A 12,751-nucleotide genomic window follows, 5' to 3' on the forward strand; every position below is an offset into this window, starting at 1 on the left:
TGCTCAGTACCGATGTAGTTGTGGTTGAGCATCCGAGCCTCTTCCTGGGCCAGGACGACAACCCGCCGCGCACGGTCGGTGAACCTCTCGAACATTTCGTCGCTCCTCGCTGCGGCGTGACCTACAATCGGAGTCTCCACTTCGGTTACAGGCTATGAAGCGGCGAATCCGAATGTCAATCGAGGCGTGGGGAGAGCCGAGGGATGCCGAACGACCAGCGCGTACCCGAGCCGGACCTTTCCGCGGCACCGGCCAGGACGCTGCGCGCCGACGCCCAGCGCAACCGTACGCGCATTCTGGAGGCGGCCGAGGCCGTTTTCGCCGCCAAGGGTCCCTCCGCCTCCACGGAGGAGATCGCCCAGAAAGCCGGAGTGGGGATCGGGACCGTCTTCCGGCACTTCCCCACCAAGGAGTCCCTGCTCAAGGCGATCATGCACGCGGTCGCCGTCAGGCTGGCCGAGGAGACTCGCGCGCTCGCGACCGAGGGCGACCCCGCCACCGCCCTGTTCACCTTCTTCACCCGCACGGTCGAGCAGGCCGCGGAGAAGAAGACCGTCGTCGACCTGCTCGCCCAGGCGGACATCCCGGTCACCGTCGCCAAGCCGGTCCTCGCCCTGCGTGAGGCCGTCGAGGTGCTCGTCGGCAAGGCCCAGCAGGCCGGGACCGTGCGCCCCGACGTCCGGGTGCCGGAGGTCATGGCCCTGCTGATCGGCCTGTGCCAGGCGTCGCTGAACACCCCGTGGGAGCCCGATCTGCGGGCCCGTACTCTCGCGATCGTCTTCGCGGGCCTGAGCCCCGCCGCCGCGACCGGCTGACCCCCGCCTCCGGGGGCCGGGAAAAGCGGCAGAGCGAAAGCGGCCGGGAAAGCGCAGCTCATCGGCGTGGCGGGCACGTCGCGTGAATTCGCGCGCCGTACAGCCGCAATGATTGGTCGGGCACGGCGCAGACGACCATGCGGTGGAGGCGCCTGCACCGATCACCGTTGTCAGAGAGGAGACGACGTGCGGCGCCAGGACGAGGCCGAAGATCTGGTCCAGCTGCTCACGCCCGAAGGCGAGCGTGTCGCGCACCCCGAGTACGACCTGGATCTGTCGAAGAGCCAGTATCGAGGGCTGTATCGCGACATGACGCTGGTGCGCCGGATCGACAGGGAGGCCTTCGCCCTCCAGCGCCTCGGCGAGCTGGGGATGTGGATCCCCTGCCTGGGCCAGGAGGCCGCCCAGATCGGCTCGGGCCGGGCGCTGGCGCCGGACGACCACGTGTTCCCCTCCTATCGGGAGCACGGCGTCGCCTGGTGCCGGGGCATCGCTCCCCTCACGCTCATGGGCATGCTGCGGGGCACGACGAACGGCGGCTGGGACCCTCGGGAGACCCGCTTCCACCTCTACACGATCGTCCTCGGCGCGCAGACGCTGCACGCCGTGGGGTACGCCATGGGGGTCCGCAAGGACGGCGACGACTCGGCCGTCGTGGCCTACTTCGGCGACGGCGCGGCGAGCGAGGGGGATGTCAGCGAGGCGTTCAACTTCGCGGCCGTGTTCGACGCGCCCGTAGTGTTCTTCTGCCAGAACAACCAGTGGGCCATCTCCCACCCCGTCGGGCGGCAGAGCCGGGCGCCGATCTACCAGCGCGCGCGGGGCTTCGGCTTCCCGGGCGTACGGGTGGACGGCAACGACGTGCTGGCCTGCCTCGCGGTGACGAGGGCCGCGCTGCGGCACGTCCGCGAGGGGGGCGGGCCGTTCCTCATCGAGGCGCACACCTATCGGATGGGCCCGCACACCACCTCCGACGACCCGGGACGCTACCGCCCCGCGGAGGAGGTGGACGCGTGGCGGAAGAAGGACCCGATCGCGCGTATGCGGGCGTATCTGCTGCGGGAGGGCATGGCCGACGAGGCGTTCTTCACCGAGGTCGACGAGGAGGGCGAACGCATGGCCCTCGAACTGCGCGACGGGGTCATCTCCATGCAGGATCCACCGGTGGACGCGATGTTCGAGCACGTCTACGCCGACCGGCACGCACTGGTCGAGGAGGAGCGCGCCTGGTACGCCGCCTACCTCGACCGCTTCGAGGAGCCCGGCGCCTGACCACCGGCCTCACGCGATCGGGACCGGGCGCGGCATGCCGATCCGTACGGGCACACCGGGAGACGCGTGCACGAGCGGGTTGTGGCCGGGCGCGGGGAGCCCGGCCGCGTCGAGCAGTCCCTGCTCCAGTCCCGTGAGCCGGGCGTGGTGCAGGGGCCAGCGCGGGTGTTCCACCTGCGCCGTCGCGAGGCGGCCCGCGATCACCGTGAACAACCGGTACCGCTCGACGAGGAAGTCGGCGAGCCCGTCCCGCTCGGCCTCCGTCAGCGGCGCGCCGAGGTCGACGTCCGCGTCGCAGCGCACCCCGGAGGGCCCCGGCCACCGGCGCACACAGCGGTAGCGGCGCCGCGCCCCCTCACCGGTGACGGACATGTCCGACCAGTAGTACGGCAGCCGATACGTGGCCCGGGCGCCCAGCACCGCGGGCAGCCTCCCGGCGTCCAGCGACAGGAACCACAGGCCGCGCCTCCCCCGCGCGTCCCGGGCGTACGTGCGCACGTTGGTCTCGGGAAAGCGCGACAGCCATGGCAACGGCGGCACGCCGGGCGCCCGCACGTCCCGCATCAGGAACGGCGTGAGCCCGACGTACGCGGACCCTTCATAGGTGTCGACGGTGAGCCCGTCCGGCAGGAACGCCTGCACGACCGCGGGCGGATATCTCCAGTGGATGAACGTGATGTCGGACCAGCGGTGGTACATCACCGGAAGCCCGACCCGTCCTGACGGCATGGAAATCATGTCCCGGGCTCTACCCGGAACGCCGCATGCCGGTCGCGTGATCGCGCGGAATCGGCGTGGCGCGCCGCGGAGAACGGGGACTCGGCCGCCCCGGAGCCCCCGCCCCGGAGCCGCCCGCCGCTGCCGCGAGCACCCCTTCCGTGTCGGTCCGCGACGCTACGATTTTCCGCATGTCGGACGACTTAACGGGGAACGCCCGATCCTTCCAGGTGGACCTGCGCGGGCTGGTCGATCTCCTGTCCCATCACCTGTACTCCAGCCCACGGGTGTACCTGCGCGAGCTGCTGCAGAACGCCGTGGACGCGGTCACCGCACGGCTGGCGGTGGACCCTGCGGCGCCGACGGACATACGGATCACGGTCGAGGACAACGGCCTGCGGATCGACGACCCGGGGATCGGCCTGACCGAGGCGGACGTGCACCGCTTCCTCGCCACCATCGGGCGGTCGTCGAAGCGCGACGACCTCGAAGGCGCCCGCCAGGAGTTCCTCGGCCAGTTCGGCATCGGCCTGCTGGCCTGCTTCACCGTGGCCGAGCGGATCCAGGTGCTCACCCGGTCGGCCCGCGACCCCGGCGCTCCGGGCGTGGAGTGGTCGGCGACCTCCGACGGCACCTACTCGGTGCGGTCGCTCTCGCCGGACGAGCGCGCCGAACCGGGCACGACGGTGCGCCTGCTGCCGCGGCCGGGGGCGCAGCGGTGGTTCGCCCCCGAGCTCGTGGCCGACCTGGCCCGCGATTTCGGCGCGCTGCTGCCGTACGAGGTGACGGTGGTGGGGGGCGGGCGGACCGTCCGCACCACCGACAGCCCTCCGGTGTGGGACCGCGCGTACCGGTCGGCGGCCGAGCGCCGGGCCGCGCTGCTCGCGTACGGCGAGCGGGTGCTCGGTCTCGCGGCGCTCGACGTGGTCGAGCTCGACGTCGAGCTGGCCGGGGTGCGGGGCGCCGCCTACATCCTGCCGAACGCGGCCAACCCGGCCGCCGGGGGCCGCCACCGGGTCTACCTGAAGGGCATGCTGCTCGGCGACGCGGTCTCCGGAGTGCTGCCCGACTGGGCATTCTTCGCGCGCTGCGTGATCGACACCGACACGCTGCGCCCCACCGCGTCACGGGAAGGGCTGTACGAGGACGAGACGCTGTCCGCGGTCCGCGAGGCCCTGGGCGCCCGGCTGCGCGACTGGCTGACCGGACTGGCCGCGCAGGAGCCGGGCCGCCTGGCCGCGTTCCTGTCCGTGCACGCCCTCGGCGTCAAGTCGCTGGCCCGGCACGACGCCGAGCTCTTCCAGATCATGCTGCCCCACCTGCGGTTCGAGACCACCGACGGCGAGGTGACGCTCGCCGAGTTCGCCAGGAAGCACCCGGCGGTGCGGGTCACGTCCTCGGTGGAGGAGTTCCGGCAGGTCGCCGGCATCGCGTCGGCCCAGGGACTCGGGGTGGTCAACGGCGGCTACACCTACGACGGCGAGCTGGTCGCCGCGCTTCCCGGTGTCCTGCCCGGGGTGACGGTCGAGGAGCTGGACGCGGACGCGGTCACCGCTGCCCTCGACCCGGTGGACCCCCACGAGGAGCTGGCGATGGCCGCCTTCCTGGCCGCGGCCCGCGCGGCGCTGGACCCGCTGGAGTGCGACGTGATCCTGCGCGCCTTCTATCCGGCGTCGGTGTCCGCCCTCCACCTCGACTCGCGGGCCGCCCGGAGCGAGCGCACCCGCGCGGAGACCGCCGCCGAGTCCGACGAGCTGTGGGCCGAGATCCTCGGCGCGCTCAAGTCGTCCGCGCCGCGCGCGCAGCTCGTGCTCAACCACCGCAGCCCGGTGGTGCGCAGGCTGGCGACGATCCGCGACAGGACGCTGCTCGTCACCGCCGTCGAGGCGTTGTACGCCCAGGCGTTGCTGATGACACACCGGCCGCTGCGGCCGATGGACGCCTCGCTGCTGAACCGGGCCTTCGACCAGTTGCTCGGCTGGGCCGCGGCGAGCGTGACCGGTGAAGGAGAGGGGCAGTGAGCGATACCGCGGCGATTCGCGCGGACCTGCAGGAGTGCCGGGCCCTGCCAGAGGGCCGGCCCAAGGCCGAGCGCCTGGAGGTGCTCGCCGCGCAGGCGCGCACCGCCGGCGACCGCGGGCTGGAGGGCGAGGTCCTGCTCGCCCTCATCGAGGCGTACCTCTACGCCGCCGAGGGAGACCGGATGCCGGTCGCCGCGGGACGGCTCCTGCGGCTCCTCGACGACTTCCCCGCCGAGCTGGGCCGGCTGACCTACTCCATCTACTGGCAGCTCAAGTGGATGACGCACAGCCTCGTCAACAACCCCGCCGTGCCGCTGGAGACGAGTCACCGCTGGCTCGACGAGCTCCAGAGCCGTTACCGGGAGCGTGGCTACAGCCCGCGCCCGGTGCTCGCGCTGCGCTCACTGCTGGCGCAGGAGACCGGCGACGTCGAAGCGGCCGCCGCCGCGATGGAGGCGTCCATCGCCGCGCCGGACGACGAGATGGCCGACTGCGAGGCCTGCGAGCACAACGGGTGGGGCGCGTGGCGGGAGGCCGCGGGCGACGACGAGGGCGCGCTGGAGTTCTGGGCGCCGCTGCTCGGCGGCCGGCTGACCTGCGCCGAGGAGCCCCACCGCGTGCTCGGACAGGCCCTGCTGCCGCTGCTGCGGACGGGCCGCGCCGACGACGCCCGAGGCGCCCACCTGAAGGGTTACCAGCTGGCCCGGCGCACGCTCTCCCTGCGGGAGACCGTGGGGCAGCACATCGAGTTCTGCGCGCTGACCGGCAACGAGGCGCGCGGCCTGGAGATCCTCACCGAGCACGTCGCCTGGCTCCCGCCGCAGGGCGAGGAGGTCTCGCGGCGGCTCGGCTTCATCTGCGGCGCCGCCGTGCTGCTGCGCCGCCTGGCCGCACTCGGCTACGACGACCTGCCGGTGGGCGACCGTACGGCGGGGGCCGTGCTCGGCGACCTGGAACGGGAGATCGGCGACATCTGCGCCCGTTACGACGCCCGCAACGGCACCCGGGTCGTGAGCGAGCGGGTGGCGGCCCGGCTGAATCGGGAACCCCTGCTCGACCGGCTGCCGCTGGGCTCTCCTGTACGGCTGCCGCGGCCGGCGGCGGCGCGGGCCACCGGCCCGGTCCCGCCCCGCCCCGCGCAGGCGTCGCCCGCGCCGGCCTCCCTCGACGAACTCGTCGCCGAGGCGCGGCGGCTGTCCGCACTGCGTCACCCGCACGCGGACGAGGCGTGGGAACGGGTCGCCGCCACCGGGTCCGAGCTGCCCGAGCCGGTGGCCGCGCAGGTCGAGTTCAGGAGGGCGGGGACGGCGATGGAGCAGGACCCCGTCGCCGCGCACCCGCGGCTCCTCGCCGTCGCGGAACGCTTCGAGCGGCTCGGCGACCGGGCCCACGCGCTGGAGGCGCGCGCCGCGGCGGCCGTCGCCCTGGCCTACACGGGTGACCGAACCGGCGGCGAGTCCCTCGCGGAGACCGTCACCGCCGAGGCCGCCGCCGCGTACGCCCGGGGGGCGCTCGACGCCGGGGAGTACCTGGCGGCCCGCAGGGCCGGGGCGTACGTCGCGGTGAGCACGCTCGCCGGCCCTGACCAGCCGGCCGAGACCGACATCCGGGCGGCGCGCGCCCGGGTGGAGGCGGAGTTGTCCACGGCGGAGGAGCTGGGCGGCACCGGCCGGGCCGGCGCCTACCACGACATCCTGGCCCGGATCTGCTTCCTGCTCGGCGACCTCGACGCCGCCCGCACGCACCTGACGGCCGCTGTGGACCGCTACCGCGACGCGGGCATGCCCTGGCACGCCGCGCGGCCCGCGGGCATGCTCGGCCGGATCGCCCTCGATCACGGGGACCCGAAGGGCGCCGAGGACCACGTGTCGACGGCCCTGGAGTGGGGCGGGGACCTGCTGCCCGCCGACGAGGCGGCGGAGCTGAGCTCCCTGCTCGTCGAGGCGCTCGGCCGGCAGCCCGGCCGGCGACTCGACGTGGTGGCGGCCGCACTCGCCGCGGCCGACCGCTGGGACGGCATCTCCGAGGCGGACGCGCTGCACAACATCTTCGCCGCCGCCGGCGCCTACCACGCTCTCGATCGGCACGGCGAGGCCGTCGCACTGTTCGAGGAGGCGATGCCGCGCGTCGAGGTCCCGTACGAGGCGCGGGCCGTCGCGCGGACGCGGGCGCAGTACGGCCGGTCGCTGACCGAGCTGGGCCGGCACCTGGAGGCCGCCGAGCAGCTCGTCATGGCCGCGGGGCTCGTGCAGGACGACCCCGAGGCGAAGGAGCTGAACGCGGAGCTGGCCTGGTCCGCCGCCGAGGCGCTGCAGTTCGCCGGGCGGATGGACGAGGCGCTGCTCGCCTACCAGCGGGCGGCGCGGCTGTGGGGCGACCTGGATCAGATCGTCCCCCGCGTGCGGTGCCTGCGCTCGGCCGCGTGGCTGATGGTCTGGACGGATTCGGGGGACGGCGACGGGGACGACGCGACGGCGGAGGCGCCCGCTGTCACCGCGATGCGGGCCGTGCTCGCCGAGCTGGAGTCCCTGACGCTCGGCCTCCGCGAGGCCGAGCCGCCGGAGTCCCAGCCGTCGAGGTCCGAGCCGTCGGACGAGGTCGCCTCCGAGCTCGTCGAGACACGCCGGCAACTCCAGGCCATGCTCGACGGCGACCTCTATCCCGACCTCGACTTCGAGGAGGACGCCGACTGGGAAGACCGGCCGTGAGCCCCGACGGGAGCGGGGCTGGACGCATTTCGCCGCGACACCCGCGAACTTTCGTCGGAATCTATTAAAAGTTAGCCACATTCGCCACAACTATCTTCACAGATCACAAAAGGACGCTTACCTTCGGGACAATCGCCGCGACCCCGGCCGGTTGTGAAGCGGAACCATGCCCATCACCCTGCCGGGCCGTACCGCACCGAGGGAAAGGAAGCACCGCCATGCCCCCCAGGCGGCCAGCCGATCGCACCAGAAAACGGCTCGCGCAGACGTGTGCCTTACTCCTGGCCTTCACGGGCCTGACCGTGCTCACCCCGGCCGCGCCCGCGCAGGCGGCGCCCATCGACGCCGCCGACTATCAGCGCGTGGAGCTCGCCAGGGGCGTCGCCGAGATGGGCGAGCCGATGACGATGACCGTGCTGCCCGACCTGTCGGTGCTGCACACCGCTCGTGAGGGCGTCCTGCGGCGCACCGACGCCCGCGGCGACACCACCGTGGTCGGCACGCTGAACGTCTACAGCCACGACGAGGAGGGGCTCCAGGGAGTCGCCGCCGACCCGGGCTTCGCGACCAACCGGTTCATCTACCTCTACTACGCGCCACGGCTCAACACCCCCGACGGCGACGCCCCGGCGACCGCGTCCGACTTCTCGGCCTGGAAGGGCGTGAACCGGCTGTCCAGGTTCACCGTCAAGCCCGACTGGACGCTGGACAAGGACAGCGAGGTCAAGATCCTCGACGTGCCGGCCGACCGCGGCATCTGCTGCCACGTGGGCGGCGACATGGACTTCGACGCCGACGGCAACCTTTATCTCTCGACCGGCGACGACAGCAATCCCTTCGACTCGTCCGGCTACTCCCCCATCGACGAGCGGCCCGACCGCAACCCGGCGTACGACGCCCAGCGCAGCGCGGGCAACACCAACGACCTGCGGGGCAAGATCCTGCGCATCAAGGTCAAGCCGGACGGGACCTACGACATCCCCGAGGGCAACCTGTTCGCTCCGGGCACTCCGAACACCCGGCCCGAGATCTACGCGATGGGCTTCCGCAACCCGTTCCGGCTGAGCGTCGACAAGGCCACCGGCGTCGTCTACGTGGGCGACTACGGTCCCGACGCGGGCACCGCCGACCCCAACCGGGGCCCGAGCGGCCAGGTCGAGTTCAACCGGGTCGCCCGCCCCGGCAACTACGGCTGGCCGTACTGCACGGGCACCAACACGCCGGCGGAGACCTACAACGCGTTCACCTTCCCCTCCGGTCCCTCCGGAGCGAAGTACGACTGCGCCGGCGGCCCGGTCAACGCCTCCCCCCGCAACACCGGGCAGCGCACGCTGCCGCCCGCCCAGCCCGCGTGGATCAGGTACGGCGGCGACGCCGGCTCTCCGCCCGAGTTCGGCGGCGGCTCCGAGTCCCCCATGGGCGGGCCGGTCTACCACTACGACGCCGACCTGAAGTCCGCGGTCAAGTTCCCGCAGGACCTCGACGGCCACCTCTTCGCCGGTGAGTTCGGCCGCAAGTGGATCAAGGCGATCGACGTGCGGGCCGACGGGACGCGCGGCGACATCACCGACTTCCCGTGGACCGGCACGCAGGTGATGGACCTGGCGTTCGGCCCGGACGGCGCGTTGTACGTGCTCGACTACGGCACCGGCTACTTCAACGGCGACGCCAACTCGGCGTTGTACCGTTACGAGTACATCAAGGGCCGCGACCGCTCCCCGATCGCCGCGGCCAAGGCCGACAAGACCTCGGGCAAGACGCCTCTCACGGTCACGTTCTCCTCGGCCGGCTCCGCCGACCCCGAGGGCGCCACGCTCACCTACGCCTGGGACTTCGGCGACGGCACCACCTCCACCGAGGCGAACCCGGTCAAGACCTACGACAAGGACGGCGAGTACACCGCGACGCTCACGGTGCGCGACCCCGCCGGCAACAGCGGCAGCGCGAGCGTGCGCATCACGGCGGGCAACACCGCTCCGACCGTGACCATCCAGACCCCCACGGCGGGCAGCCTGTTCCAGTGGGGCGAGACGGTTCCCTTCACGATCAAGGTGACCGACCCGGAGGACGGCGACGTCGACTGCACGAAGGTCAAGATGACCTACGTGCTCGGCCACGACAGCCACGGCCACCAGATCACCTCGAAGAACGGCTGCTCCGGCGAGCTCACCGTCCCCGTCGACGGCGAGCACGACGACGCGGCGAACATCTTCGCCGTGTTCGACGCGGAATACACCGACAAGGGCGGGCTGACCACCCACGCGCAGCACATCCTGCAGCCCCGGCACCGCCAGGCCGAGCACTACACGGCGTCCCAGGGCGTCAACCCGATCGGGAAGAGCAACGCGCACGGCGGCAGGACGGTCGGCGACATCAACGCCGGCGACTGGATCTCCTTCAAGCCCTACGAGCTGACCAAGGCCAAGGGGATCAACGCCCGCGTCTCCTCCGGCGGGAAGGGCGGCACCATGGAGGTGCGCGCGGGGTCGCCGACCGGCACCCTGCTGGGCAAGGTGAGCGTGCCCGTCACCGGAGGCTGGGAGACGTTCACCGACGTCTCCGCGCCGCTGTCGAACGCCCCGGCGGGCACGACCGAGCTCTACCTGGTCTTCAAGGGCAACGACGGCGCGCTGTTCGACCTGGACGACTTCACGCTGACGGCCGAGCCGCCCACGGGCAGGAGCCCGGGACCGATCGTCGGCCCCGCCGGCCTGTGCCTCGACGTCTCGAACGCCGATCCCGCCAACGGCACCAAGGTGCAGCTCTGGGAGTGCAACGGGACCGGGGCGCAGGTCTGGACGGTCAGCGGCAACACCCTCCGCTCGCTCGGCAAGTGCCTCGACGTGTCCAACGGCGGCACCGCCGACGGCACGCGGGTGCAGATCTGGGACTGCGTCGCCGGTGTCGGCGCGCAGGTCTGGACCGTCGGGACGGACGGCACCATCAAGAACCCGCAGTCGGGCAAGTGCCTCGACGCCTCGGACACCGGGCAGATGGTCATCAAGACCTGTGACGGCGGCAACGCCCAGAAGTGGACGCTGCCGGCCGGCGAAAGCGCCGAGGGCGAGGTCCTGGTCTTCTCCCGTACGGCCGGCTTCCGGCACGACTCGATCCCGGCCGGCATCCAGGCGATCAAGGACCTGGGCTTCAAGGTCACCGCGACCGAGGACCCCGCCGTCTTCACCGCCGAGAACCTGGCCAAGTACAAGGCCGTGGTGTTCCTCAGCACCACGGGCGACGTGCTGAACGACGCCCAGCAGGCGGCCTTCGAGTCGTACGTCAAGGCGGGCGGCGGCTACGTGGGCGTCCACGCGGCGGCCGACACCGAGTATGACTGGCCGTTCTACGGTGGCCTGGTCGGGGCGTGGTTCGCCTCCCACCCCGCCGTCCAGCAGGCGACGGTGAAGGTGGAGGACCGCGCCCACCCGTCGACCGCCCACCTCGGCTCGACGTGGACGCGCACCGACGAGTGGTACGACTACCGGACCAACGCCCGCAGCACCGCGCACGTGCTGGCCACACTCGACGAGAAGTCGTACTCGGGCGGGAAGATGGGCGACGACCACCCGATCGCCTGGTGCAAGGAGTATCAGGGCGGCCGGTCGTTCTACACGGGCGGCGGGCACACGGCGTCCTCGTTCTCCGAGCCGGAGTTCCGGCAGCACCTGCTCGGCGGCATCAGGTACGCCATGGGCGACCTGAAGGCCGACTGCCGTCCCGAGACCGGCTACACGACGCTCTACAACGGCAGCACCACCGGCTGGGAGCAGGCCGGGCCCGGCGGGTTCACCAACGCCGACGCCACCCTGACCTCGCACGGCGGCCTGGGGCTGTTCTGGTACAAGGCGAAGGAGTTCCACTCCTACTCGCTCAAGCTCGACTGGAAGATGCGCGGCGACGACAACGCGGGCGTCTTCGTCGGCTTCCCCGCCTCCGACGACCCCTGGTCGGCGGTCGACAACGGCTACGAGATCCAGATCGACGCCACGGACTCCCCGGACAAGACGACCGGGTCGGTCTACGGCTTCCAGTCGGCGGACCTCAAGGCCCGGGACGCCGCGCTCAACCCGCCGGGCCAGTGGAACACCTATGAGATCCGCGTGGAGGGCGAGCGCCTGCAGATCCTCCTGAACGGCGTGAAGGTCAACGACTTCGTCAACACCGACCCGAAGCGGTCCCTCCAGCAGGGCTACGTGGGCATCCAGAACCACGGCGACGGCGACGAGGTGGCGTTCCGGAACATCCGCATCAAGGAGCTCGACCCGGCGCAGGGCGACGTCACCGTCCAGGCCGAGAGCTGGACCGAGGCGAACGGCGTCGACACCTATCCCCACGCCCCCGCGCACGGCGGCACCGTGCTCGGCTACGTCAACCCCGGCGACTGGGCGGCGTACGACGGCGTGGACCTCACCGGCGTCACCCGCTTCACCGCCCGGGTGGCCTCCCCCGACCCCAGCGGCGGCTTCGAGATCCGGACCGGTTCCCCGACCGGCCCCCTGCTCGGCAGCGTCACCGTTCCCAACACCGGCGGGTGGGAGTCGTACGCGGACGCCTCCACGGCGCTCACGAACGTCCCCTCCGGGAGCGTGAAGCTCTATCTGGTGTTCACCGGGGCGAACTTCGACGTGGACGACTTCACGCTCATCCGCGGCCCGAAGGACTCGCCGGAGGTCAAGCTGACCGTCACCGCCGCTTCCCGGTGCATCGGCACCTCGGCGTATCTGGCGGTCACGGCCGTCAACAACGGTGACGTTCCGGCGACCGTGGAGCTGAACACCCCGTTCGGCAAGAAGACCGTGTCCGACGTGGCTCCGGGCAAGCAGGCCTACCAGTCCTTCAACACCCGGACCGCCCAGATCGACGCCGGCAAGGTCACCGTGAAGGGGACCGCGACGATCGGCGGCAAGCAGGTGACGTCGTCCTACGACGCCGCTTACACTGCGGCCTCCTGCCGCTGAGCTGCTTACACGGCGGTCAGCTGCCGCTGACCGCATCGGCGGTGACCACGGTCTCCACGACGTGGACACCGCCCTAGCACAACCGGGGCCGGCCGGCCGAACAGCCGACCGGCCCCGCCCCCCATAAATGGAGCGAACACATGAGAATCAACAGGACCACGCAGCTGCTCGCCGCGGCCGTGCTCGGCCTCGCGCTCGCCGGGGCCGGTGTGGCCGGTCCCGCGCTGGCCGACGACAACCCCGGCAGCGGCATCGACGTG

Annotated in this window: 6 protein-coding genes; 5 read left to right on the plus strand and 1 reads right to left on the minus strand. The window is 72.0% G+C overall.

The features are described 5' to 3' along the window. The first annotated feature begins 203 nt into the window (after positions 1 to 203). Both AB0O28_RS39485 and pdhA read left to right on the plus strand, forming a co-directional pair. On the plus strand, positions 204 to 815 hold the full coding sequence (locus AB0O28_RS39485; RefSeq protein WP_363648111.1) for a helix-turn-helix domain-containing protein: 612 nt from the start codon (positions 204 to 206) through the stop codon (positions 813 to 815). A gap of 186 nt (positions 816 to 1,001) precedes the next feature. Beyond that, positions 1,002 to 2,087: a pyruvate dehydrogenase (acetyl-transferring) E1 component subunit alpha gene (gene pdhA, locus AB0O28_RS39490; protein ID WP_363648113.1), complete on the plus strand. Its 1,086-nt coding sequence runs from the start codon at positions 1,002 to 1,004 to the stop codon at positions 2,085 to 2,087. A 9-nt stretch (positions 2,088 to 2,096) separates the two neighbouring features. Here pdhA and AB0O28_RS39495 read toward each other — a convergent pair whose 3' ends face one another. Beyond that, positions 2,097 to 2,825 (minus strand): DUF2071 domain-containing protein, encoded by a 729-nt coding sequence (locus AB0O28_RS39495; protein WP_363648115.1) that lies wholly within the window; start codon positions 2,823 to 2,825, stop codon positions 2,097 to 2,099. A gap of 170 nt (positions 2,826 to 2,995) precedes the next feature. Between AB0O28_RS39495 and AB0O28_RS39500 the strand changes: the two genes are divergently transcribed. From AB0O28_RS39500 to AB0O28_RS39510, 3 genes are all read left to right on the plus strand, one after another. After that, entirely contained in the window at positions 2,996 to 4,825 is a 1,830-nt protein-coding gene (locus AB0O28_RS39500) for an HSP90 family protein (protein WP_363648117.1), read from the plus strand. Continuing rightward, entirely contained in the window at positions 4,822 to 7,533 is a 2,712-nt protein-coding gene (locus AB0O28_RS39505) for a hypothetical protein (RefSeq protein WP_363648119.1), read from the plus strand. Before AB0O28_RS39500 ends, AB0O28_RS39505 begins: the two co-directional genes overlap by 4 nt. A gap of 218 nt (positions 7,534 to 7,751) precedes the next feature. Beyond that, a complete protein-coding gene (locus AB0O28_RS39510) occupies positions 7,752 to 12,491 on the plus strand; it encodes a ThuA domain-containing protein (RefSeq protein ID WP_363648121.1) in 4,740 nt (1,579 codons plus the stop codon). The last annotated feature ends 260 nt before the right edge of the window (positions 12,492 to 12,751 follow it).

The organism is Microbispora sp. NPDC088329 (assembly GCF_040685655.1).
Taxonomy (GTDB): domain Bacteria; phylum Actinomycetota; class Actinomycetes; order Streptosporangiales; family Streptosporangiaceae; genus Microbispora.